The sequence below is a fragment of the Cutibacterium modestum genome (genome assembly GCF_008326345.1).
Taxonomy (GTDB): domain Bacteria; phylum Actinomycetota; class Actinomycetes; order Propionibacteriales; family Propionibacteriaceae; genus Cutibacterium; species Cutibacterium modestum.
This window is the reverse complement of record NZ_BJEN01000001.1, coordinates 885903-908018: the sequence shown is the minus strand read 5'-3', so window position 1 is coordinate 908018 and position 22116 is coordinate 885903. Positions and strand designations below refer to the sequence as shown.

Genomic DNA, 22116 nt, shown 5'->3' with positions numbered 1-22116 from the left:
AAGCCTTCCAACGCCGATGGTACTGCATGAGGGATCGTGTGGGAGAGTAGGACACTGCCGGAACATAAGTGATACGGGGTGGGTGTGGATACGAGTAGGTATCCACACCCACCCCACTCCTTTATATACGCCCCTGCACCTCCCAGTTGTAGACGTTATGTATCCATAACCCTAGTCGGTATTAGTGTAATGCGTTGACTAGAACACGGTTACCCTGGAACAGGGTATCGATGCTGCTGTGCTCTACCAGCCGTAACTGTTTGCCATGCTAGAAATAGGGAATTTAGTGGTTAGATCATCGAGTCCCCGTCAACCCACAGCATTCTTGGATGGTCATGATCATCCGATACCTGGATAAAACCAGCCCGCCGGTACATAGCCACAGCCACTTCATTCCCAGCGTCAACACTGAGACTTACAGATCTAATTCCTTGGACCCGGCAGGCGTCCAAGAGGCTTGCCAGAAGATACCCGCCGTTCCCCTGCCCGCGATACCGTGGAGAGACGGCTATTACCAACTCCGGGATCCCGGGGGCTACGAACCCGTAGCCTGGATCCGTGACAGGTAAATTACGAATCCATGCAGCACCAATGGGGGTGTCGCCAACGAGACAGATAAGCCCTATTTGGTCTGGCGTCCAGCCATCGATGTAGTGCGCGATAGCAGGATTTGTTCGACATTCCTCGACGCTAAGTGGTCCAGATATCCCACCTGCCGCATGTCGCAGGACATGGACCATGAAAGGTAGGTCTGTTGGGGTTACGGGTCTCGTCGTCGCCATGGGCTTAGGCTATCGGCCCGTGGCGACGGTCCTTGACGGACCTGCCAAAATGGGTTTGTGGTGACGAGTGTGAAACGTATCAGGGCTAAAAAGGTCCCGCGGCGCTCTGCCCCACGTGTGTTCGCGAGAGGGTGCTTGACAGTTCACTCCATCCTGCCGTTTCTCTTGTCGGGGCTTCCCGTTACCTTCATCGGTTACTGCATCATCAATGGGCTGGGCTTCCTTATTGATATGAGCCTATTGGCGGTGTTCTTCCTAGGAGTAGGACTGCCGTATCCGGTGTCGGTATCCCTGGGGTACGGGCTGGCGGCCATGTACTCCTTCTTTGTGAATCGATGGCTGAACTTTCAGTCCCACGGCAACCTCGGTCGTCAGAGTGGGCGCTACGTCGTTACGATGGTGACGAATTATGTGTGCCTGACCCTCGGATTGTCTTCCTTACTGGAATCCCTGGGTGTTCATTTTGAGCTCGCTAGGTTCACCGCAGCTTGCGTCGAGGGCCTTTACATCTATGTCATGTTGAGTATTTGGGTGTTCCCGAAGTCAGGAAGACGACAGTTGGCGTAAAGGGCGGTGCTTTCTACACTTTCGGAGTCTGATGGTGGCATAGTGGTCAGGCCATCTTATGGAAGAAGGGGAGTATGTCTGACCCATCGAGCTCGTCAGCGCCGGCCCTCCAGCCGGGGACCTCAGTACGTGAATTGACCCTGCGAGGCATCATCCTCGGCGGCCTCATGACGTTGGTTTTCACCGCGGCGAACGTCTACCTCGGACTCAAGGTCGGTCTGACCTTCGCCACATCTATTCCGGCTGCCGTCATCTCGATGGCCGTGCTACGCCACTTCAAGGGACACTCGGTCGAAGAGAACAATATCGTCCAGACAATCGCGTCGGCTGCCGGTACCCTATCCGCGATTATTTTCGTCCTGCCCGGCCTGATCATGGTCGGATGGTGGACAGGATTCTCGTACTGGACCACCCTTGCCATCTGTCTGGTCGGCGGCATCCTCGGTGTCATGTACTCCATTCCGCTGCGTCGGGCCCTCGTGACTGGGTCAGATCTTCCTTACCCCGAAGGTGTGGCCGGAGCCGAGGTGCTCAAAGTCGGCGATTCTGCTGGCGCAGCCGAAGCCAATAAGGTGGGTCTGCGAGTCATTATCGTTGGTTCTCTGGTTTCGGCAGGGTATGCCCTGTTGTCGGACGTTAAGGTTGTGAAGTCGGCCCTAACTAAACCTTTTAAGGTTGGCGATAGCAGCGGCTCGATAGTTGGCGTCAGCATGTCGATGGCTCTCATTGGTGTCGGACACTTGGTTGGCGTTGCCGTTGCCGCGGCAATCCTTGTCGGCCTCATCATTTCTTACGGTGCGATTCTGCCGTGGCGGGTATCCGGCAAGGTTGGCAGCGACCTCACAGTGATTCAGGACGTTTTCACGAGTGATGTTCGTTTCGTCGGTGCTGGCACCATTGGTATGGCGGCCATCTGGACTCTTATTAAGGTCATCGGCCCCATTACCAAGGGCATCAGCGATTCCATACGTTCCTCCAAGACCCGCCACGAGGGTGGCGAAGTCCCGCTAACCGAGCGTGACCTTCCGGTTTCTGTCGTCCTGACCGTCGTGCTGGTCTCCATGGTTCCGATTGGCTTCATGCTGTGGGGATTTGCCCGTGACATGGTCGTCTCTCGGGCCATGACCGGCGTCATCATTGTCAGCGTGGTGTTCATCTTGCTCGTCGGCCTGGCCGTTGCTTCCGTGTGTGGCTACATGGCTGGTCTTATCGGCGCATCCAACAGCCCGATCTCCGGCGTCGGCATCCTGGTCGTCTTGGTGGCTGCTCTGCTCATCAAGCTCACTTATGGTGCTGTGGGTGGTGACGAGACAGCGAAGATGGTGGCTTACACCCTGTTTACCGCATCCATCGTCTTTGGTATCGCGACGATCTCGAACGACAACCTGCAAGACCTTAAGACTGGTCAGTTGGTTGGTTCGACACCGTGGAAACAGCAGATTGCGCTCGTCATTGGCGTCGTCTTTGGTTCGGCCACCATCCCGCCCGTCATGCAGCTCATGCAGACCGCATTTGGCTTCCAGGGTGCCCCTGGCGCTGGCCCCGATGCCCTGCAGGCTCCACAGGCTACCCTTATTTCTTCGCTGGCCACTGGCGTCTTCGGTGGGTCTCTCAACTGGGAGCTCATGGGGATTGGCGCTCTCGTGGGTATCGGCGTCATCATAATTGACGAGGTCCTCACTCACACCACCAAGAAGTTCTCCCTTCCGCCGCTGGCCGTCGGCATGGGCATGTACCTGCCGATGACTCTGTCCCTCACCATTCCGATTGGTGCCGCGCTTGGCTGGCTGTTCGATAAGTGGGCGGCTCGTACTAGCGGTGACGTCGAAGGTAAAAAGCGCACCGGCATCTTGCTGGCTACGGGCCTTATTGTCGGTGAGTCGATCTTCGGTGTTATCTATGCCGCCATGATCGCGGCCGCGGGATCTGAGGAGGCCATCGCGATCGCACCGGAGTCGTGGGATAGCGGTGCTGGGATCGTCGGCGTGGTCATCTTCGTCGCTGCTATCGCGTCCCTGTACCAGTGGACCGAACGCGAGGCAAAGGAGCGCGTCGAAGCCTGAGGGGTGCCGGGTTCGTGTGACGGACTATCACGGCAACTGGGTAAGTTCCTCATCATTCAGCGCGACGTCGACGGCCTTGAGGGAGTCGAGAATCGTCGGGGAACGGTGGGATCCGGGAATCGGGATGACGTGCGGACCCTGGCTTAGCTCCCAGGCGAGGATGATCTGTGCTCTGCTAATGCCGCGAGCGTCGGCGATGCGCTGGAAAGCTGCGAAGGCGTCTTCGTCGAGGGGACGCCGGTACCCGCCCAGCGGGCTCCACGCAACGAAGGCTAGGCCGAGTTCGCCGCATAGCTCCAACTCCGGACGCGACGACAGAAAGCCCGGGGAAAATTGGTTTTGTACTGCTACGAGCCGGTCGCCGAGGATGTTGTGGGCCAGTCGAATCTGGTCGGGACTGGCATTTGAGATGCCGGCGGTACGTGCCAAGCCGTCGTCGAGGATGCCCGCCAGAGTTTCCACCATCTCCTCGTATTCGACCTTCGGGTCAGGACGGTGCAGGTATAGCAGGTCAATCTGATCAGTGCGCAGCGCCTCGGCTGAAAGCTTGGCGTCGCGACGTAAACGCTTCGGTGATCCATCTACGTCCCAAACCGCTTCCCCGTGATCGTTAAAGCACCGAAAGTGACCAACTTTGGTCGCCACCGAGAGTGTTGAGCGGTCCCCATCCCAGGATTCCAGGGCGTCTGCGACGAGCTTTTCGCCGTATTGTTCCGCGCCGCCCGAGGTGTAGTAGGCCCAGGCAGTGTCGATGTGGGTGCATCCAGCGTCCAGGACATCATGGAGGACCTTGATCGCGGTCTCGCGGCCCGGGTGCCCCTCGATTGACAACGGCATCGAGCCATAGGCGATGGCAGAGCTGCGGAAGGGTCCGATCTTGCGGTACTTCATGTGTTCAATTCTCCTCAGTGGGTGGTCATGTCCATCATGCTCGCGCGAGGCACACCCCGGTTGCGTGGACTGGGCAGCAGCCGAAGGGGTTCCCCGGCAGTTACGAAAATAGCCATGGTCTACGAGGACATTGGTAGCGTCGGCTGATCTGTAGTCGTTCGTTGGACAGGCAGTTGCACAGATGCATTGAGAAGCTCGATTCCTAAGAGCATGCCAGCCGCATCGAAGGTGACTACAGCCTCGACCTCACCCGTTGTTCCGTAGATAGGGCAATCGGTGGTTGGGCCAGCCACCACAGAATCTTCGAAGGTCACCATCGCGGCGTTGCAGCTACAGTCATCATCGATTTGGGCTGCCAGTTGGTATCGGGTCATAGTAGTTCAGGAGCCACAGGGACGCTCCAAGAGCCGCCCCCTCCGCGTCCCCGCCCAGTTGGCCACCAAGCAGTAACGACTACACTCTGAGAGTTCATGACCACAGCAGGTCGTTTTGGAGAGTCAAGGGGGCTTCCTTGGTAGAGTCCAGTCTTTTTGGTGCGCTGGTATTCACCTCGTGAGTAGTTGACCCTCACCGAAACTTCGACTTCGCTCTTGCTGATATCGCGGGTCGACATCTGCAGTTGTGCATGGATGGTGTATCCCAGTGACCTTGCAGGGCCCAGCTGCGCTTGCTTCCGTTGGGAAAGTGGCTGCCAGAGCCACGAGTGCAAGCGTAAGGAGTGTCATCAAGGCCACACGAGTTCTCGGCACGGTGCTTGTAGCCTCACTTGCGCGCGTCATGCCCGAGGCGTACGTGAGTGACGCCCGGACATGTGGCGAAAACTACAATGTGGGACCGAGTCATACGTCATTTGGTGCGCATGAGACTCCAGTCCGATGGTCGCATGCGTAGCCCATCGGACTGGCGGCCAGGTACTGCTGATGCTCGGCCTCAGCCAGGTAGAACTCGGTACTGTCGGCCATCGAGATCGCAGTCGTGATACCCCCGTAGCCTGCGCTGAGCAGGTTGGTCTGGAAGGAGCCTCTGAGGGTGGTGGCAATCATGAACTGCTCGGTCGTAGTGCACCAGATGGCCGAGCGATATTGGGTGCCGACATCGTTGCCTTGGCGCATTCCCTGAATCGGGTCGTGATTTTCCAGGAAGACGGTGAGGATAGTTTCAGTTGAGATTTGATTGGGGTTGCAGGTGACCCGGACGGTCTCGGCGTGGCCGGTGCGTCCGGTGCACACCTCGCGGTAGGTGGGATTAGGGGTGAGCCCGCCCATGTACCCGACGGCGGTCTGGAGTACCCCGTCGGTACTCCAGAAGAGCTTCTCGGCTCCCCAAAAACATCCCATGGCGAGATAGATCGTCTCGGAGCCTGGGAAGGAGCGATCGAGTCGATCTCCGGTTACCCGGTGAAAGAACGGCATCTCTAGCACCGGGGCGCGGCCCCCAGGTAGTGCGCTTTCTGGTGAGACCATCTCGTTTTTATTCATGCACTTTCTCCTGCTACGTCGTTATCGTCATGGAATTCAACGAATCGCGTCAGCGATCCATTCCGGCCCGTCTCAATGGGTGGTCCATGATCCGAGCATCTCGCTTCAGGATGTGAGACTGTGTCTCCGAAGTTCACCGCAGGAAAGGACCCACATGTCTGACCTCGCGCAGTCCGGCGCGACCGTTGCAGGTGGAGGAGACACCACTGGAAAGTCCCAGCGACGTGAAAGTTTCACCGGCCGAGGCGCCTTCCTCATCACTGCAATTGGTTCTGCGGTCGGCTTGGGAAATATTTGGAGATTCCCCTACGTCGCCTATACCAATGGTGGCGGAGCCTTCATCGTTCCCTATCTGGTGGCGCTGCTCACCGCTGGTATCCCGTTGCTCTTCCTCGACTACGCCGTCGGACATAAGTTTCGAGGCTCGCCGCCAATGGCGTTACGCCGTCTCAATAAGCGCACCGAGGCTATCGGCTGGTGGCAGACCCTCATCTGTTGGGTGATCGTCATTTATTATGCGGTCATCATTGCTTGGGCCATTCGCTATGTCGGATTCTCTGTGACGAAGGCCTGGGGAAACGACCCAGAGGGGTTCCTCACTGGCAATTTCCTCCACGTGGCGAGCAACGTTGACGTTGAGTTCCACTTCGTGTCGGGAGTGTTCTGGCCGTTGTTGCTGCTGTGGGTCTTCGTCCTTGCGATCATGGCTACCGGCATTGAAAAGGGCATCACGAGGGCATCGCGGATCTTCATGCCACTACTCGCGGTGATGTTTATTGCTCTAGTCATCATCGCTCTTACCCTCAATGGCGCCTCGACGGGACTCAATGCGTTATTTACCCCGTCGTGGGATGCACTGGGCAACTATCAGGTGTGGATGGCTGCGTACGGTCAGATTTTCTTCTCACTTTCAGTGGGATTCGGAATCATGGTGACCTATGCCTCCTACCTCAAACCAAAGTCTGACTTAACGGGATCTGGCCTGGTCGTCGGATTCGCGAACTCGTCTTTTGAAATCCTTGCGGGCCTCGGTGTCTTCGCTGCTCTGGGATTCATGGCGACCGCATCGGGGAAGCCGGTCAGTGAGGTCGCTAGTTCGGGAATCGGCTTGGCCTTCATCGCTTTTCCGCAGATCATCAGCCGGGCCGGTGCTGTCGGACCGATTCTGGGGGTGCTGTTCTTTGTTTCCCTGGTCTTTGCTGGCATCACCTCAATGATCAGCTTGCTTGAGGTCGTCGTCGCCGCTTTCCGAGAAAAGACGGGTATGCCGCGCAAGGCGGCTACGTGGATTATCGGCGGTGTGACGGCCGTTGCGTCGATCATGTTGTTTCCGACGACGACTGGCCTTAACTTGCTCGACGTCACCGACCACTTTATCAACAACATCGGCATCGTCGGAGTTGCTCTGCTCACTTGCCTGGTCATTTCTTGGGTGTTGCGGAAGCTGCCGGTGCTGCGCGATGACCTTAACGAGTACTCCTCGTTCAAGGTCAACAAGGTATGGATGGCTCTGGTCAGCGTCGCCGCTCCGCTGGTCTTGCTGGGCCTGTGGATCACCGAGATCATCACTGTCGCAAGTAAGGGATATGGCGGGATGCCTAAAAACTTCGTCAGGATTTTTGGCTGGGGAACGTCCGTCCTCGTCATCGTGGTGGCAGTAGCGCTCTCACTTGTCCCATGGCCGCATCGCTCGGCGATCAACCATGAGCTCACCCGCGAGGAAGAGCTGGCCCGTGAAAACACCCAGGAAACCCAGAAAGGAGCCCTGTTATGAGCACTTCAGCGATCATCATGATGATCATCGCAATGGTCACCGTGTGGGGCGGACTCACCGCGTCAGCTATCTCGTTGTTCCGTCATCCTGAATAGGATTGACGGGAAAACTCGACGCCAGGGACTGATTCGATCAGTGGGACGACAAATCCCAGTTGATGGGGTCGGCCCCTTGCTGTACGAGCAACTCATTCGTGCGGCTGAAGGGTCGAGAGCCGAAAAAACCGTATCGGGCTGACATGGGGGAGGGGTGTGAGGACTTCACGATAGGAACATCGCCCAGCGTGGGCTGGAGAGACTGTGCATCGCGTCCCCACAAGATTGCCACCAGCGGACCGCCGCGGGCAACCAAGGCCTCGATCGCCGTCTGTGTGACCTCCTCCCATCCCTTGCCTCGATGGGACGCAGGACGTCCCGGCTGGACGGTTAGACACCTGTTGAGCAGTAGCACGCCTTGCTCAAACCAGCCGGTGAGATCACCGTGTTCGCACGGGGCAATTCCGAGATCTGACTGCAACTCGGCGTAGATGTTTTGCAAGGACCGCGGCAGCGGCCGTACGTCCCGCTCCACTGAAAAACTCAGACCCACCGGATGCCCGGGCGTCGGGTAGGGGTCCTGGCCGACGATAAGCACGCGAACATCAGCCATCGGACGAGAGAACGCACGCAGAATACGGTCACCACAGGGCAAGAAGCCTCGCCCGTTAGCTGTCTCCGCTCGTAGGAAGTTGCCCATCTCGTGGATCCGGGGTTCCACGCCTGCCAATGCCTCCGCCCAGTCGGGGGTAACGAGTTCGGCAAGGGGACGAGCAACCACGGTGGCCTCCAAGAGAATACATACGGATGACATCTATAACGCTACCCTGTGATCACGTCTCCCGGGGCCCACAGCCCCATCTACACTATTCCGGAAGGAACCCATGAAGCTCTTTAGCTCGGGTAGGAAGACCCTCACGCCACCATCGGCATCCTCGCCTACCGGCGCCAAGGATGAGACGGTCGGCGCTAACACCACTTCCGAGGCCGCTCCAGTGACTCCCAAGCCCACCGCGGCTGCCGTTGCCCCAGTTGAAGACGTGCCCAAGGGCGTGCTACTGCCGCCGGATGGTGCTGGCGGATAATGGTCATTGCAGCCTTCATTTATGGCCTCTACCAAGTGCTCCACGCAGCTTCTGAGGTGTCCGTGCCAGTCGCGGTAGCGCTCATGCTTACGGCCGCCATGTGGCCACTAGCAAATTGGTTGTCACGGCATCGCATCCATCGCGGTATTGCCTCGGGTATTTGCTTATTGCTCCTCATCATCCTGGTTGGTGGGGTGTTCACCCTCGTCGGGGCCCAGATCGCCCTGCAGTGGCGCGAGTTGGGTAACCAAAGTGTCGCCAGCTTCAAACAGGCTTTACAGTGGCTATCTCGGAGCCCCCTGCACACCAATAAGGCTCAGCTCACAGACCTCATGCACAAGGCGGAGACAGCCATGGCTGGCTCCCAGGGGCGCATCGCCTCGACTGCCGCTGCTGCCGGCACCCAGATTGGGCGGTTCAGTGCTGGCCTTGTGATGGCGCTGTTTGCAACGTTCTTCTTCGTCTACGAAGGCGATAAGTTGGCCGAGAAATCGGCAGTTTTGATCCCACGCGAACATCGTGCCAAGATCCTTGACGCCGCGAAGCGTGGCTGGGTTGCGCTGGTGGCCTATGTACGCGCTGCAGTCATTGTCGCATTTGTCGACGGTCTGGGTGCCGGTATCGGTGCTGCCATTATTGGGTCGTCAATGTCAGTAGCAATCGGCGCTTTGACCTTCATCTTGGCCTTCGTGCCCATTGTCGGTGCGCTAACGGCCGGTGTTGTCGCCGTCGCCGTAGTATTGGTGACCCTTGGCTTTTTCAAAGCCCTTATCATGCTCATCGTTTTTGTCGCCGTTATGCAGATTGAAGGACACATCCTGCAGCCTTTCCTGCTTGGCAAGGCCGTCTCCATTCACCCGCTCATCGTGCTGCTCGGCATCGCAGTCGGTGCCATCATCTCCGGCATTGTGGGTGCCCTGCTCGCCATTCCGATTGTCGCTTTTGGGGTGGCCTTCATCAAGGCATTGAACCCTGAAACTCCGGCGGACGAGGTCCCGCCGAACCACGATGACCTGGCTGCTGAGCATGCGTGACCATTGATGTGTTGGAATCCCCCGTAAAGTTGATGTCATGAGCGCTGACATCACCGCCATCCTTGAAGACCTTGCTGCCGGGAGGATCGACACCGTCGAGGCAAACCGTCGTATCGCTGCTGCTGAACAAGGCCAGCCCACATTTGGGGCTACGAGTGGCCCCGATAACGGCCCGGACCCCCGGCATGAAGCTTCCGAGGCTGGTAGCAGTCCGCTAGGTGGATTCACGATTCCCCCCGAGGCTAAGGCGGGGCTTCGGTCCGCATGGCGAGTCGTGTCCGGAATGGCTGAGACTGTGGGAGAAACGGTCGCCTCGACGGTGTCGGCAGAGCCGCGTCGAGCCAGTGGCGGTGATGATCTGGAGAGGAGCGTCGACGTGGCGACGGATCTAGACCGTGTCCGTGTCAACTGCAGCGGGCGTCGCATCCGCCTGGTTGGAGACCGATCGATTTCCGGTCTGCAGATCGAGGGCAAGCACACCCGCCGACGCATTGGACGAGTCGTCGAGGTCGGGATTGACGGACACCTGGCTCCGGATCTCGGCGTCCTCAAGAGATTCCGCCTCCCGGCCGATATGGACGGGGTTAAGGATCTGGGCCTCGGCCGTGAGGTGACGGTTCGGGTGCACCCTGATCTTCCTGTCGACATCGAGCTGTCCGGTGGCTCGCTGCGTGCCAGCGGGGTCGAAAGGTTCGGGCGGCTGCGTGTTACTGCCGGTGTTACCGAGATCGACGGCGTGCATCAGATCGAGGATGGGCTCTTTCAAGCTGGAAATGGCAGCATCACCGGGCGTATCGATACTGGGCGCTCCCAAATTCGCGTCGAGTCAGGCAACCTCAGCATCAAGCTGGCAGGCGGTTCCAACGTGTCGGTGCGAGGCAAGGCGCATACTGGCATGATCTCCTGGCCCGAAGGCGGAGAGGTTGACGAATACGTGGTGGGTAACGGATCTGCCCGTCTCGACCTTACGTGCCTGGTCGGGCGAATCGCCGTCCGCGCGATGTGAGGTAGCGATATCAGGTAGAACGCAATGAAGGTAGGGCGCATAGCACCTTACCTTCATAGCGATGAACGATGTTGTCCGTCAATGTTGTCGTAATCGTCGGTATTGTTGTGTGCCGGTTGGTGAGCGTCACTCCTTGAACGGCTCGACGTCAAGGATCGTCACCTTGATTGTCTTACCGTTGGGAGCTTTGTACTCGGTCGACTCGCCCTTCGAATGGCCCAAAATGGCGCCGCCAAGAGGGGACTGCGGTGAATACACGGAGATGTCGACGGAATCGTCAAGACCCATCACCTGACGCGATCCCAGCAGGAAAATGTCGGTGTCGGACTCATCGTCGAAGTAGCAGACCGTCACCTTGGAACCTGGCACGACCTCATCGGGGGAAGACGGAGCTTCGCCCACCTCAGCGTTACGCAGCATCTGCTCAAGTTGACGGATGCGGGCCTCGGCCTGCCCCTGCTCCTCGCGGGCAGCGTGATAGCCGCCGTTCTCAGAGAGGTCTCCCTCCGATCGGGCGTCGGCAATCTTGTTGGCAATGACGGTGCGGCCTTTACCTTTGAGGTACTCAAGCTCTTGGGTGAGCTTGTCGAAGGCCTCTTGGGTCAACCACACAGTGTCTTCAGACTCAGGCATCTATTTATCCTACCGCGAGAGTCACCTGATCGGTCTACACTTTTCCAGCTCGGCGGTGACAGCCCGCGAGAACGTCTTGACGCTGGTATGGATTGTTTCATCCCTCGACGAGCCTGCCGGGAACGTTACAGTCGTCTCCCCGACGCGCACATGGTCGGCTCCGGTGGCAGCCAAGGTACAAGAGCCTGCGACGGATGGATTGGGGCGATGCAGGTTGATGGTGACGTCGACGCGAGTATCAGACACCGCGTGGTAACCGTGCAAGCTGGCTCGGATCGGCTGATCGGCGTGATAGAGCCCCGTCCACACCGTCCATCCGATGAGGATTGCCGCCAGCACGATGATAAGGGCGACCCACGGTGCCCGGCGGGGCTTGGGGTAACGGGTCACGATGCGCTCGTGGGCCTCATCGGTGAGGGAAGGGTCACGGCTTGGGGTTGACACGTGGCCCATTGTGCCTTAGGGCGTAGGCTGTTACCGTGACAGTTCTTGCAGCTCAACTTGTGAGTACCGGTCTCGCTAACTTCCTGTGCTGCCTTGTTCTGGCTGTCTTTGGCATCGTCGCGTGGATCAGCATTCGTCGCAACATTCGCGGTATCGACTTTGACGAGGTTCCTTGTGGTCCTGCCCTCAAGGAGAAGCACAACAAGGACGCGAGTCAAGCATCTGAGCGCTGAACTAATGGAGTAGATCCAGGTCAGACGGGCTAGTGGCCGAGGACGGGGTTGTCCTCGTAGGCTGGCAACTATGCCCAACCACCTTGGTGAGTCCACTAGCCCGTATCTCCTCCAGCACGCGGCGAACCCCGTCGACTGGTTCCCCTGGGGCGAGGAGGCTTTCGACGAAGCGCAGCGTCGAGATGTGCCCGTCATGGCCTCGGTGGGGTATTCGAGCTGCCACTGGTGCCACGTCATGGCGCTGGAGTCCTTCAGCGACCCGGAGGTGGCCGAGGTCATCAACGCTAATGTCGTCGCCGTCAAGGTCGATCGGGAGGAGCGCCCCGAGGTGGACGCGGCGCTGATGCAAGTGACGCTGGCAATGACTGGCCAAGGGGGCTGGCCTAACACCGTGTTCCTGACCCCGGAGAGTAAGCCATTCTTCGCCGGCACGTACTTTCCGCCGGTGCGTCGTGGTGTACTGCCGGGGTTCGTCGAGCTCGTCGAAGCCCTCAGTGGGGCGTGGCGTGAGCGTCGCGACGAGGTGGTGTCTTCCGCGGTTGCGATCGTCGAGCACCTGCGCCCCATCAAGAAGGCCCCCGACGCTACTCGTCTGATCGCCGGGGAGCTCATTGACGCCGTCGGAGCCGACTACGACATCCTTCACGGTGGATTCGGGGGGCCGACGAAGTTCCCTAATGCGACGCTGATCGATGCTTTGCTCGTCAAGGGCGATCCGACCAGTCTCGACATGGCCCAGAACACATGCGAGCACCTGGTTCGTGGTGGCATCTTTGACCAGGTCGGTGGCGGATTCCACCGCTACTCGACCGACTCCCAATGGGTGGTGCCGCACTTCGAGAAAATGCTCTACGACAACGCCCTGCTATTGGCAACGATGGCTCGGTGTTGGCGTCGCACTGCTGACCACGATCCCGATCGCCGTGATTTGTACTCCCACGCCGCTCGCCGCACCGTCTCGTGGCTCAACCGGGAGATGCAGTTGTCCAATGGTCTGTATGCCGCTGGCTTGGACGCCGATTCCGATGATGCCGCTGGACACACTCGCGAGGGCATTTACTACCTGTGGAATCAGGACCTGGTGACGGACGCGTTGGGATCCGATGAAGCCGAGTGGTTACGCCCGCTTGTGCATCTCGAGCCGTTTGACGCCAACGAGTTGGGCACTCTCCAACTGCGCGGGCGCGTCGAGTGGGAGCGTATTAACGCCGACATGGATACCCTGCTCGAGGCGAGGGGGCGTCGCAGTGCCCCGGCTCGTGACGAGATGGCGATCACGGCCTGGAATGCCATGCTCGTTGACGGTCTCGTCGAGGCGGGCATGATCCTGCGCGAGTGGTCATGGGTGGAGCAGGCCCGTAAGCTCGCCGATTCCTTGTGGACTGCACATTGGCATGACGGTGTGCTGTTGCGCACTTCTTTCCATGACCGTCCGGGAGCCTCGGCGGTGTGTGAGGACTACGCCTGGGTCGCGCTGTCCTTTGCTGGCTTGGCCGGTGCGATGGGCGAGTCGGTGTGGCTGGACCGTGCTATTGAGGTGCTTGACCAGGCTGTGACCCGCTTCAGCGCTGTCGACGGCAGTTTCCTTGACGTTGAGGAATCATCTCTGCTGACGGTGACGGCTCGCACACTCACAGACGAGGCCTGCCCCAGCCCGACCGCCGTCATGGTGATGGCCCTGCGCAGGGTGGGTCTCATGGCCGAGCGTGCCGACTTCGTCGAGCGTGCCGAAGAAGCCTCCGCGGCCCTACTGCCTGTGGTGTCGGCGACCCCGCGGTTTGCCGGTTGGGCCCTGGCAGACTTCCTCATTGCGGAGGAAGCTCGTCGCGGTCTCAAGCCGGCTGGAGTCGTTATCGCAGATACGACTGACGAGCCTGGTGACCTAGCTGCGGCAGCGTGGCGAATGGCTCCGGCAGGGTCGGCTATTATGCGTCGGGTTAAGGATAGTTCTGGGTTTGGCACCTGGTTCAACGAGCGCACCCCGCGTGATGGTCAGCCGACCTGTTGGGTGTGCCGCGGCACGGTGTGCTTTGAGCCGGTAACTGACTACCTGGAGCTTAAGGAGCCGCTTTGGCAGCGAGTCTGAGGCTGTCACCCCAGCGGATTAGCGGCCGTATCGCCGCTCCCGCTGGGTAAAGGAGCGCAGCGCTCGCAGAAAGTCAACCTTGCGAAAATCGGGCCATAACGCCTCGCAGAAGTAGAACTCTGAGTGGGCGCTTTGCCACATAAGGAACCCAGAAAGGCGTTGCTCTCCTGAGGTGCGGATGATGAGGTCAGGGTCGGGCTGGCCTCGGGTGTATAAGTGGTCTTCGATCTGGTCGATTTCCAGGGTTTGGGCTAGTTCAGCCAGGCGGGTGCCTTTCTCTGCTTCTTCGGCAAGAAGAGAACGGACGGCGTCACGCAGCTCGTGACGGCCTCCGTAGGCTACCGCGACGTTGATATGCATACCGACGTGCTTGGCTGAGGTGCGACCGGCCCGGCACAGCGATTCGGCCATGTCGTCGGGAAGAAGATCAAGGTCGCCGACGGCCTGGACTCGCCACCGCGAATTGGCTGCTAGCGAGTCAACGAGGGACTCGATGACTTTGAGCAGGGGTCCGAGCTCGCCCGTTTCGGCACGTTGCAGGTTGTCAGTCGATAGCACCCACAGGGTGATGATCGGGATGCCGACGGCGTCGCACCATGCGCAGAATTCTCTGAGGCGATCTGCTCCCGCCGCGTAGCCGGCCACTAAGGGCTCTCCTGGAGCGTTGAGCCGAGCCCAGCGACGGTTACCGTCAGCCAGGACCGCGACGTGCTGGGGTAGACGGCTGCGATCGAGTTGGTCGAGGAGACGAGCCTCGTAGGTGGAGTACAGCAGACCGGACGGGTGCATACGGTCGAGGGTCTCGCTGACCTTCGACAGGCGGTGGTCCAGGCTGTTCATGGGTCCAGATTAGTCAGTGCTCGACAAATCGGTCGATAGCTCGCGTCATGAGGCGAGATCGCGTCGCGGACGTAGGGCAAGGTAGGCTGGATTCGCAGAACCTACCGAACCGTAGGTTTGTGGTAGGTGAGGTGAGGACGACGCATGACTACCGGGTACAGCGGCAAGGCCGAGGATCGTGGCTCGGTGCTCCCCAAACCGCGGCTGCGTGGTTGGGTTCACACCGTGATGGCTCCGCTGATCCTGCTGGCTGGGGTTGGCCTTATGATTGCTACGCCAACCTGGGGAAACCGGTTTGCCGTCGGGGTGTGGATGCTCACTGGGCTGGAATTGTTCGGAAACTCGGCTGTCTATCACCGAGTGCCGTGGGGTGTGAGGGTTAAGGATGTTTTGCGCCGCATCGATCACGCCAACATCGCTGTGTTTATTGCCGGCACGTATACCCCCTTGGCTGTTGCCCTGGCGACCGGCGCATCCCGGGCGATCTTATTGTCGATTATTTGGGCCTGCGCGTTGCTCGGGGTTGCATTTCGATTCGTATGGAACGGGGTGCCGCGATGGGCATCGACGATCCTCTACGTCGTCATGGGATGGACAGCGTTGTGGTGGCTCCCTCAGTTCTGGCGCGCAGGTGGGCCAGCGGTCGTCATTCTTATTCTCGTCGGCGGGGTGTTCTACACCGCCGGAGCGATCGCCTATGCTCGCCAGAGGCCCAATCCTTCACCGACCTGGTTTGGATTCCACGAGATCTTCCACAGTTGCACGGCGGTGGCGGCAGTCTGTCACGCCGTTGCCATCGGGCTTGCCGTCATCTGACCAGCTGGTGAACTCTGGGAGAATGGGAGAACCACTCGCTTTGACGTCACCGAGTTGGTTCTACATTTGATACCAGAGGGGCCGCTTTCGACGCCTCGATGACGTTTCCTTCCTCGATGCGACCTCTCATGTCATGGGAGGTTTTCGTGTCCGTCCGTCCAGAAGGCTCTGAACGAGCTCACAGCCCGATCCCGAAGCCGCCCGAGGGGAGGCGGACCTACGTCATCGACACCTCGGTGCTGCTGTCTGACCCTCGCGCTCTGCTTAACTTTGTTGAGCATGAAGTGGTTGTGCCGATCGTGGTCATCACCGAGCTGGAGGGTAAGCGTCATCACCCCGAACTGGGACACTTTGCTCGCGCAGCGCTGCGTATCCTCGATCGGTTGAGACTCGAGAACGACGGCCTTGTCGGGCCGGTGCCGGTCAATGACGAGGGTGGCGTGCTACTCGTCGAGCTCAATCACTCCGATCCGATGTGTCTACCCGACGGTTTCCGGCTGGGGGACAACGACACCCGCATTCTGGCGGTTGCGCAGAATTACCGACTGGCCGGACACTCGGTCGTCTTGGTGACGAAGGACTTGCCCCTGCGCGTTAAGGCTTCGGCGATTGGCTTGGAAGCCGAGGAATACCGTCACGAACTTGTCCCCGGTAGCGGCTGGACCGGCATGGTGAACCTTGACGTACCTGACGAGATGATCTCGACCCTCTACGAGGAAGGGCGCGTCGTCGATTCGATCTTCGACGAGATCCCGGTGCATGCCGGACTGGTATTGGAGGGGCCGCGCGGAACAGCTTTGGCGCGGCGGATGCCAGATGCTTCTGCCCGCCTGATTCCGAATGACCAGGAAGCTTTTGGGATCCGCGGCCGGTCTGCAGAACAGCGGGTAGCACTCGACATGTTGCTTGACCCTCAAGTCGGAATCGTTTCGATGGGAGGACGGGCCGGAACAGGGAAGTCAGCCCTTGCCCTATGCGCAGGCCTTGAGGCGGTCATGGAGCGTCAGCTCCACAAGAAGGTCATGGTGTTTCGACCGCTCTACGCTGTTGGCGGACAGGATCTGGGCTACTTGCCTGGCGACGAGGGGGAGAAGATGGCCCCGTGGGGGCAGGCGGTCCTCGACACCCTTACCAGCGTGACGAATAACTATGTCATCGAAGAGGTGATGTCGCGTGGAATGCTTGAGATTCTGCCGCTGACACACATTCGAGGCCGGTCGTTGCATGACGCCTTTGTAATCGTCGATGAAGCCCAGTCTCTGGAGCGCAACGTGCTGCTAACGGTGCTTTCACGTATTGGCCAGAATTCGCGGGTGGTGCTCACCCATGACGTCGCCCAGCGTGACAATCTCCGCGTGGGTCGTTATGACGGTGTGACAGCGGTCGTGGAGAGGCTACGGGGTCACGACCTGTTCGGGCATGTCACCTTGACTCGCTCGGAGCGGTCCCCGATCGCCGCTCTGGTGACATCAATGATGGAGGACATGGTCCGCTGAAAATAATCTGAAACGGGTGACATCTGCAACAATCAACAGGTGCCACGCAATCCCAGAGCCGGTGTTAAGGACATGCTTTTGTCCTTGGCGGTTATCCTCGTTCCGGTGTTACTCATCGTGTGGTTCTTTACCAGAACCCCTGATGAGCCAAATATCCAGCAGATCGCTTGGAGGCCGGTGGTGGTGTCGGCACGATCTTATGCCGGATACCCGGTGCTGGCCCCTAGGGAGGTTCCTGAGGAGTGGCGGCCGACTAAGGCCCGGTACGTCAACAAAGGGGATCGCTGGGTAGGTAGCACCATCTCTGCGGGGAATCGCTGGGAGTTGGGATTTCTGACAAGCCAGAACCTCTACTTGGCGGTGAATCAGTCCGACGAACCTAGCAGGGCGTTCGTGGCTGCCGTGACGAGGTCGGCTACTGAGGATGGCAAGGTCACGGTCGATCGATATACGTGGACGAAGATGATCAGCCCGGACGGCCGCACCCGCGCCTTGGTGACGAGAATTGGCTCCTCGACGGCGGTGATCGTCGCGGACGCAAGTTATCCACTCCTCACTGACTTTGCGGGGATGCTGACGATGTCGTGACTTACCCAGCGCCGTTCGGCGTCAGGGCTGTGAAGTATCGGCGTCGGATCGGGCTGCTTCGATGCGGGCGCGCGCCCCGTCGAGCCAGGACTGGCAGATATCGGCTAGTTTTTCGCCGCGCTCCCACAGCGTCATAGTCTCGGCCAGGGAGATGCCGCCTGATTCGAGCCGGGTGACAATTCCAACCAGCTCGTCGCGGGCGGCCTCGTAGGGGATTTCCGGTTCCTCGGGAGTTGGATTCAAGGTGGTGTCAATCATGAGTCCTCCTGGGTCGTGGGTCGGTTTGGGGTGCGGCGATCGAGAGAATTGACGGTGACGCCGAGAGTCCCGTCAGACAGGTAAACCGACAGGCCCGCGCCCGTATCGGTGTCATCGACTGATGTGATGGAGCCGCCTTCAGAGTCGGTGAGGATGGCATAGCCACGATCCAAGGTGGCCTTCGGCGACATTGCTCGCACGCGCTCCAGCATATGGCTGACGTCGCGGCTCTCGGCGCCCAGAACACGATTAGTAGCAAGACGTAGACGTTGCAGCGTGGAGTCGAGTTTTTCTACCGCGATATCGAGAGTCGCCGCTGGATTGACCATCACCGGGCGGGAACGGATCTGAGCGAGGTGCGTCATCTCAACGTCGATAAACCTCGTGATGGCCTGACGAAGCCGGGCTTTGGCGGTTTCGACAGCTTGGGTCTGCTCGGTGGCGTCCGGGACGATGAGCTTGCCTGCGTCGGTGGGCGTCGATGCGCGTAGATCGGCGACGAGATCGAGAATCGGGTTGTCACGTTCATGGCCGATGGCCGAAACGACGGGAGTGCGGGTGGCGTAGACCGCCCTCACCAAGGCCTCGTCGCTGAAGGGGAGCAGATCCTCCAAGGACCCGCCGCCCCGGGCAATGACGATGACGTCAACGGTGGGGTCGGCGTCAAGATCAGCGAGGGCAGCGATGATCTGTTGGGCCGCCGTCGGGCCTTGCACCAGTGTGTTGCGGACGACGAATCGGGCAGCGGGCCAGCGCAACGTGGCATGACGCTGGACGTCGCGCTCAGCGTCAGAGCCAGCCCCTGTAATGAGACCGATGCCACGCGGCAAGACTGGAATCGTTTTGTGAAGGGTGGCATCGAAGAGACCTTCGGCTTCGAGGAGACGTTTGCGGCGTTCTAGCTGAGCCAGTAGTTGGCCCTCACCAGTTGGGGTGATCTCGGAGACCTCGAAAGAGAGCCTGCCGGTGCGCGACCACACTGTCGGTTTGATGAGGGCGGTGACCGTCATCCCCGACTCGATTGGCCCAGCAGCGTCGAGGACGCGACGGTGGCAGGTCGCGCTGGCTGAGATTTCCTCGGCGGGGTCGCGCAGGGTCAGGAACTGAGTCGGGCCAGAGCGTCTGGTGACCTCGATGACCTGGGCTTGCACCCAAATAGCGCTGCAGCGCTCCACCCACCCTTTGACGGCGTTGACAACCCACGCCAAGGGTCGGGGATTGTCAACGGTGTTCGGCTCGGCCATGGGCGACACGCTAGTCTAATGTGCCGACATGAGGGTCGGGCTCGGTTTGGGAGCGCACAGGTCGACGCCTTGCGGCGGATCGAACCGCTTGTCGTCATCGCCGGGAGCCCACACCGGGAAGCCCTTAGCATCCTTGGAATAGGAACCTGGCTCGTCCAGATCGACGTCTCCAGGTTGAGCTCTGCATCGTCGTTAATAAGGACGATTGCGGTGTCCTTCCGGACGGGGGAATGGGATATAGTCTCGACGACCTGGCTGATGGCCTGATTATTGTCTGCCATGTAGGCCTGGGCGGTTGGGATACCGATCTTGGTGGCCGGGGCGATGATCCAGCCGGCGTCGGCAAGCTGGTCTGCCACGATGAGGCGTTTGCTGTCCTTCGTGGCGGCGAGCCTAGCCGGTAAAGGTTAACCTTACTTGGGGAATAGGAAGCGGCACCTGAAGGACACCACGGATGTACCGTCATTTGGGTAAACGGGCCTCCTGCGGGTGCTCGGCAGGCGAACGTGAGCGGGTTCGTCAGATGCCGACGTCCCCGTAGACTCGGAGCCATGGCTGTTTCGGGGGCGAGTACGGACAAAAAGCTGTACCTGGCTGCACCGCGTGGATACTGTGCGGGTGTTGATCGTGCGGTGGTGACCGTCGAGAAGGCGCTAGAGGCGTATGGCGCGCCGGTGTATGTGCGCAAACAGATCGTCCACAACCGCCACGTCGTGGAGACCTTGGAGGAGCGTGGAGCGATCTTCGTCGACGAGCTCGACGAGGTGCCCGACGATGCCCTTGTGGTGTTTTCGGCCCACGGCGTGTCCCCGCAGGTGAAGAAGGAGGCCGCCGATCGTGGTCTTCGCACCATTGACGCAACCTGCCCCCTGGTGACGAAGGTGCATCACGAGGCCAAGAGGTTCGCTAACCAGGAGACCCAGATTCTCCTCATTGGTCATGCCGGTCACGAGGAGGTCGAAGGGACGACTGGTGAGGCTCCCGAGAACATCACCCTGGTGCAAACCCCCGAAGACGTCGATGGGCTGAAGCTGGACCGCGAGCGTCCCGTGGCGTGGTTGTCCCAGACGACACTGAGCGTCGACGAGACGGTGGAGACCGTTGATCGGATTCGAAAACTACATCCCCAGCTCATTGACCCGCCCTCTGACGACATTTGCTACGCCACCCAGAATCGGCAGCATGCCGTCAAACAGATGGCCCCCAAGTGTGATCTCGTCATCGTGGTGGGATCGAAGAACTCGTCTAACACGGGCCGTTTGGTAGAGGTCGCGCTCGAGTCGGGGGCCGGGGCCTCCTACCGGGTGGATAACGCGCAGGAAATCGAGGAGACTTGGCTCGAAGGTGTATCCACCGTCGGCGTGACCTCGGGGGCATCAGTGCCGGAGACCCTCGTTCAGGGGGTGCTCGACCTGCTCACCTCGAAGGGCTGGCCGCAAGCCGAGGAAGAGACCCTCATCGAGGAGTCACTGTCCTTCGCCCTGCCTCCCCAACTGCGAAAGCGTCGCACGGCCGCGAGTTGAGGTCTATTCCGGAGGGCTCTCCTCAGCCTGATTCTCGGTGAGTTCCGGTGAGGTGAGGGGACGCACCGCTTCCTCTACCGAGGCTGGCGATGCGATGCCATCGGCGGTTACCCCGAGGTCCTCGAAACGTCTAGCTTGGACGAGGACCCTCGTCTCCAGGCTACCCAGGGCCGAATTATAGGCGCGCACAGTCGAGCTCAGGGACCGCCCCATCTTGTCGAGGTTGCCGGCCAGGGTCCCTAGACGCTTATGAAGGTCGCGTCCCAGTGCTGCGACTTCCGCCGCAGATCTTGCGACGGCTTCCTGACGCCACGCTAGGGCGACTGTGCGCAGCATCGGAATAAGTACTGACGGGCTAGCTAGCACGATCCCGCGTCGGTTGGCGTATTCGTGGAGGTCGGGCATCTCCTGCAGCGCAGCCTGGAGCAGGGCGTCGGAGGGCAGGAAGCAGACCACGAACTCAGGGGAGTCGAGGTCGGTGCGCCAGTAACTTTTGGCCGAAAGTTGGTCGATGTGGGTGCGAACATGACGGGCGAAACGAGCCATCTGGGCGTCATACTCCTCGGCGTCGTCACACTGCGTGGCCTCGAGAAACGCGGCCAGCGGGGCCTTGGCGTCGACATGGATGCACCGTCTACCTGCAAGCTTCACCGTCATATCTGGGCGTTGCGGGGTTCCCTGGGCCGTCGTCGTCTGCTGGGTCTGGAAGTCACAGTGCTCAAGCATCCCGGCGATCTCTGCAGTGCGTTGCAACTGCATTTCGCCCCATGCTCCCCGGACTTGAGGCTTGCGCAGCGCTGCAACGAGGCTGGCGGTCTCCTTGCGCAGACTCTCGCCAGCAGTGCTCACCCCGGCGACCTGCTCTCGCAGACTTGCCGTCATGGCGGTACGTTCTTGTTCGACCTCAGCCAGACGCCGGTCTAATCGTTCCAGGGCGAGGGACACGGGTGCCAGCAGGCGCTGAGTGTCGTTCATGGTCTGCTGTGCCGACTGGGCAGCGTGTTCGTTCTGATCGGCCATAGTCTGGGCAGATAACGCTTTGAATTGGGTGGCTAGGGCATCGCGATCGGTGGCGAGTTTCTGCGCTGCCTCTAGCCGCTCAGTGGCCACACGCGCCGTCGATGTGGCGTCGGCGACGCGCTGGGAGTCGCGCAATTGCGCGATGAGCCATCCCAGGGCCACACCGATTACTAGCCCGACAAGCCCGACCGCGATGTTCGTCATGTCATGAGGGTCCCAG

The 22116-nt window shown here is 59.9% G+C and carries 22 protein-coding genes and 1 pseudogene; 13 read left to right on the top strand and 10 right to left on the bottom strand.

Annotation, left to right across the window (positions count from 1 at the left end; genetic code table 11):
• Positions 1-290: 290 nt before the first annotated feature.
• Positions 291-782, bottom strand: coding sequence for a GNAT family N-acetyltransferase (locus F1563_RS04550; protein WP_002533782.1), 492 nt, complete (start codon positions 780-782; stop codon positions 291-293).
• Positions 783-917: 135 nt separating this feature from the next.
• Between F1563_RS04550 and F1563_RS04545 the strand changes: the two genes are divergently transcribed.
• Positions 918-1349: a GtrA family protein gene (locus F1563_RS04545; protein ID WP_036958334.1), complete on the top strand. Its 432-nt coding sequence runs from the start codon at positions 918-920 to the stop codon at positions 1347-1349.
• 134 nt (positions 1350-1483) lie between these two features.
• Positions 1484-3412, top strand: a complete 1929-nt coding sequence (locus F1563_RS04540) for an OPT family oligopeptide transporter (protein WP_002546496.1) — start codon at positions 1484-1486, stop codon at positions 3410-3412.
• 27 nt (positions 3413-3439) lie between these two features.
• Here F1563_RS04540 and F1563_RS04535 read toward each other — a convergent pair whose 3' ends face one another.
• Together F1563_RS04535 and msrA are read right to left on the bottom strand one after the other, a co-directional pair.
• On the bottom strand, positions 3440-4303 hold the full coding sequence (locus F1563_RS04535; protein WP_002527875.1) for an aldo/keto reductase: 864 nt from the start codon (positions 4301-4303) through the stop codon (positions 3440-3442).
• Positions 4304-5142: 839 nt separating this feature from the next.
• Complete coding sequence (gene msrA, locus F1563_RS04525; RefSeq protein WP_002527872.1) at positions 5143-5781, bottom strand: peptide-methionine (S)-S-oxide reductase MsrA; 639 nt, start codon at positions 5779-5781, stop codon at positions 5143-5145.
• A 154-nt stretch (positions 5782-5935) separates the two neighbouring features.
• On the opposite strand from msrA, the gene F1563_RS04520 reads away from it, so the two are divergent.
• Both F1563_RS04520 and F1563_RS04515 read left to right on the top strand, forming a co-directional pair.
• Positions 5936-7555 (top strand): sodium-dependent transporter, encoded by a 1620-nt coding sequence (locus tag F1563_RS04520; RefSeq protein ID WP_002527870.1) that lies wholly within the window; start codon positions 5936-5938, stop codon positions 7553-7555.
• On the top strand, positions 7552-7650 hold the full coding sequence (locus F1563_RS04515) for a methionine/alanine import family NSS transporter small subunit (protein WP_081414881.1): 99 nt from the start codon (positions 7552-7554) through the stop codon (positions 7648-7650). Before F1563_RS04520 ends, F1563_RS04515 begins: the two co-directional genes overlap by 4 nt.
• A gap of 37 nt (positions 7651-7687) precedes the next feature.
• Here F1563_RS04515 and F1563_RS04510 read toward each other — a convergent pair whose 3' ends face one another.
• Entirely contained in the window at positions 7688-8404 is a 717-nt protein-coding gene (locus tag F1563_RS04510) for a uracil-DNA glycosylase (protein ID WP_002527869.1), read from the bottom strand.
• 70 nt (positions 8405-8474) lie between these two features.
• Here F1563_RS04510 and F1563_RS04500 point away from each other — a divergent pair.
• A pseudogene (locus F1563_RS04500) lies at positions 8475-9709 on the top strand (AI-2E family transporter).
• A gap of 37 nt (positions 9710-9746) precedes the next feature.
• Entirely contained in the window at positions 9747-10715 is a 969-nt protein-coding gene (locus F1563_RS14740; RefSeq protein WP_002527866.1) for a hypothetical protein, read from the top strand.
• A gap of 126 nt (positions 10716-10841) precedes the next feature.
• Here the strand turns inward: F1563_RS14740 and greA are convergent, their stop codons facing one another.
• Positions 10842-11348, bottom strand: a complete 507-nt coding sequence (greA, locus tag F1563_RS04490; protein WP_002527864.1) for a transcription elongation factor GreA — start codon at positions 11346-11348, stop codon at positions 10842-10844.
• A gap of 21 nt (positions 11349-11369) precedes the next feature.
• Positions 11370-11801, bottom strand: a complete 432-nt coding sequence (locus tag F1563_RS04485) for a DUF4307 domain-containing protein (protein WP_002527863.1) — start codon at positions 11799-11801, stop codon at positions 11370-11372.
• A 26-nt stretch (positions 11802-11827) separates the two neighbouring features.
• On the opposite strand from F1563_RS04485, the gene F1563_RS04480 reads away from it, so the two are divergent.
• Together F1563_RS04480 and F1563_RS04475 are read left to right on the top strand one after the other, a co-directional pair.
• Positions 11828-12025 (top strand): hypothetical protein, encoded by a 198-nt coding sequence (locus F1563_RS04480; protein WP_002527862.1) that lies wholly within the window; start codon positions 11828-11830, stop codon positions 12023-12025.
• Positions 12026-12095: 70 nt separating this feature from the next.
• Positions 12096-14111, top strand: a complete 2016-nt coding sequence (locus F1563_RS04475; protein WP_002527861.1) for a thioredoxin domain-containing protein — start codon at positions 12096-12098, stop codon at positions 14109-14111.
• Between the two features lie 18 nt (positions 14112-14129).
• On the opposite strand, the gene uppS is transcribed toward F1563_RS04475, so the two are convergent.
• Entirely contained in the window at positions 14130-14951 is an 822-nt protein-coding gene (gene uppS / locus F1563_RS04470; RefSeq protein WP_002527860.1) for a polyprenyl diphosphate synthase, read from the bottom strand.
• Between the two features lie 144 nt (positions 14952-15095).
• On the opposite strand from uppS, the gene trhA reads away from it, so the two are divergent.
• From trhA to F1563_RS04455, 3 genes are all read left to right on the top strand, one after another.
• On the top strand, positions 15096-15767 hold the full coding sequence (gene trhA, locus F1563_RS04465; RefSeq protein WP_002527859.1) for a PAQR family membrane homeostasis protein TrhA: 672 nt from the start codon (positions 15096-15098) through the stop codon (positions 15765-15767).
• Positions 15768-15883: 116 nt separating this feature from the next.
• Positions 15884-17263 carry an RNA 5'-3' helicase PhoH2 gene (phoH2, locus tag F1563_RS04460; RefSeq protein WP_036958317.1) on the top strand — a complete coding sequence of 460 codons (1380 nt, stop codon included), beginning with the start codon at positions 15884-15886 and terminating at the stop codon, positions 17261-17263.
• 72 nt (positions 17264-17335) lie between these two features.
• Positions 17336-17851 carry a DUF4245 domain-containing protein gene (locus tag F1563_RS04455; protein ID WP_002527857.1) on the top strand — a complete coding sequence of 172 codons (516 nt, stop codon included), beginning with the start codon at positions 17336-17338 and terminating at the stop codon, positions 17849-17851.
• A gap of 21 nt (positions 17852-17872) precedes the next feature.
• Here the strand turns inward: F1563_RS04455 and F1563_RS04450 are convergent, their stop codons facing one another.
• Both F1563_RS04450 and xseA read right to left on the bottom strand, forming a co-directional pair.
• Complete coding sequence (locus tag F1563_RS04450) at positions 17873-18109, bottom strand: exodeoxyribonuclease VII small subunit (protein WP_002527856.1); 237 nt, start codon at positions 18107-18109, stop codon at positions 17873-17875.
• Complete coding sequence (xseA, locus tag F1563_RS04445) at positions 18106-19353, bottom strand: exodeoxyribonuclease VII large subunit (protein WP_002527855.1); 1248 nt, start codon at positions 19351-19353, stop codon at positions 18106-18108. The genes F1563_RS04450 and xseA overlap by 4 nt, the downstream gene beginning before the upstream one ends.
• Positions 19354-19583: 230 nt before the next feature.
• On the opposite strand from xseA, the gene F1563_RS13495 reads away from it, so the two are divergent.
• Positions 19584-19757, top strand: coding sequence for a hypothetical protein (locus F1563_RS13495; RefSeq protein WP_156451140.1), 174 nt, complete (start codon positions 19584-19586; stop codon positions 19755-19757).
• Between the two features lie 147 nt (positions 19758-19904).
• A complete protein-coding gene (locus tag F1563_RS04435; protein WP_002527853.1) occupies positions 19905-20876 on the top strand; it encodes a 4-hydroxy-3-methylbut-2-enyl diphosphate reductase in 972 nt (323 codons plus the stop codon).
• Positions 20877-20879: 3 nt separating this feature from the next.
• Here F1563_RS04435 and F1563_RS04430 read toward each other — a convergent pair whose 3' ends face one another.
• Positions 20880-22100: a DNA recombination protein RmuC gene (locus F1563_RS04430; RefSeq protein ID WP_002527852.1), complete on the bottom strand. Its 1221-nt coding sequence runs from the start codon at positions 22098-22100 to the stop codon at positions 20880-20882.
• Positions 22101-22116 lie beyond the last annotated feature (16 nt).

What these genes read in the sequence shown, in the direction of transcription:
- F1563_RS04550 (WP_002533782.1), bottom strand. Translation starts at nt 782, where the DNA reads ATGGCGACGACGAGACCCGTAACCCCAACAGACCTACCTTTCATGGTC.
- F1563_RS04535 (WP_002527875.1), bottom strand. Translation starts at nt 4,303, where the DNA reads ATGAAGTACCGCAAGATCGGACCCTTCCGCAGCTCTGCCATCGCCTAT.
- msrA (WP_002527872.1), bottom strand. Translation starts at nt 5,781, where the DNA reads ATGAATAAAAACGAGATGGTCTCACCAGAAAGCGCACTACCTGGGGGC.
- F1563_RS04520 (WP_002527870.1), top strand. Translation starts at nt 5,936, where the DNA reads ATGTCTGACCTCGCGCAGTCCGGCGCGACCGTTGCAGGTGGAGGAGAC.
- F1563_RS04515 (WP_081414881.1), top strand. Translation starts at nt 7,552, where the DNA reads ATGAGCACTTCAGCGATCATCATGATGATCATCGCAATGGTCACCGTG.
- F1563_RS04510 (WP_002527869.1), bottom strand. Translation starts at nt 8,404, where the DNA reads ATGTCATCCGTATGTATTCTCTTGGAGGCCACCGTGGTTGCTCGTCCC.
- F1563_RS14740 (WP_002527866.1), top strand. Translation starts at nt 9,747, where the DNA reads ATGAGCGCTGACATCACCGCCATCCTTGAAGACCTTGCTGCCGGGAGG.
- greA (WP_002527864.1), bottom strand. Translation starts at nt 11,348, where the DNA reads ATGCCTGAGTCTGAAGACACTGTGTGGTTGACCCAAGAGGCCTTCGAC.
- F1563_RS04485 (WP_002527863.1), bottom strand. Translation starts at nt 11,801, where the DNA reads ATGGGCCACGTGTCAACCCCAAGCCGTGACCCTTCCCTCACCGATGAG.
- F1563_RS04475 (WP_002527861.1), top strand. Translation starts at nt 12,096, where the DNA reads ATGCCCAACCACCTTGGTGAGTCCACTAGCCCGTATCTCCTCCAGCAC.
- uppS (WP_002527860.1), bottom strand. Translation starts at nt 14,951, where the DNA reads ATGAACAGCCTGGACCACCGCCTGTCGAAGGTCAGCGAGACCCTCGAC.
- trhA (WP_002527859.1), top strand. Translation starts at nt 15,096, where the DNA reads ATGACTACCGGGTACAGCGGCAAGGCCGAGGATCGTGGCTCGGTGCTC.
- phoH2 (WP_036958317.1), top strand. Translation starts at nt 15,884, where the DNA reads ATGCGACCTCTCATGTCATGGGAGGTTTTCGTGTCCGTCCGTCCAGAA.
- F1563_RS04455 (WP_002527857.1), top strand. Translation starts at nt 17,336, where the DNA reads ATGCTTTTGTCCTTGGCGGTTATCCTCGTTCCGGTGTTACTCATCGTG.
- F1563_RS04450 (WP_002527856.1), bottom strand. Translation starts at nt 18,109, where the DNA reads ATGATTGACACCACCTTGAATCCAACTCCCGAGGAACCGGAAATCCCC.
- xseA (WP_002527855.1), bottom strand. Translation starts at nt 19,353, where the DNA reads ATGGCCGAGCCGAACACCGTTGACAATCCCCGACCCTTGGCGTGGGTT.
- F1563_RS13495 (WP_156451140.1), top strand. Translation starts at nt 19,584, where the DNA reads ATGGGATATAGTCTCGACGACCTGGCTGATGGCCTGATTATTGTCTGC.
- F1563_RS04435 (WP_002527853.1), top strand. Translation starts at nt 19,905, where the DNA reads ATGGCTGTTTCGGGGGCGAGTACGGACAAAAAGCTGTACCTGGCTGCA.
- F1563_RS04430 (WP_002527852.1), bottom strand. Translation starts at nt 22,100, where the DNA reads ATGACGAACATCGCGGTCGGGCTTGTCGGGCTAGTAATCGGTGTGGCC.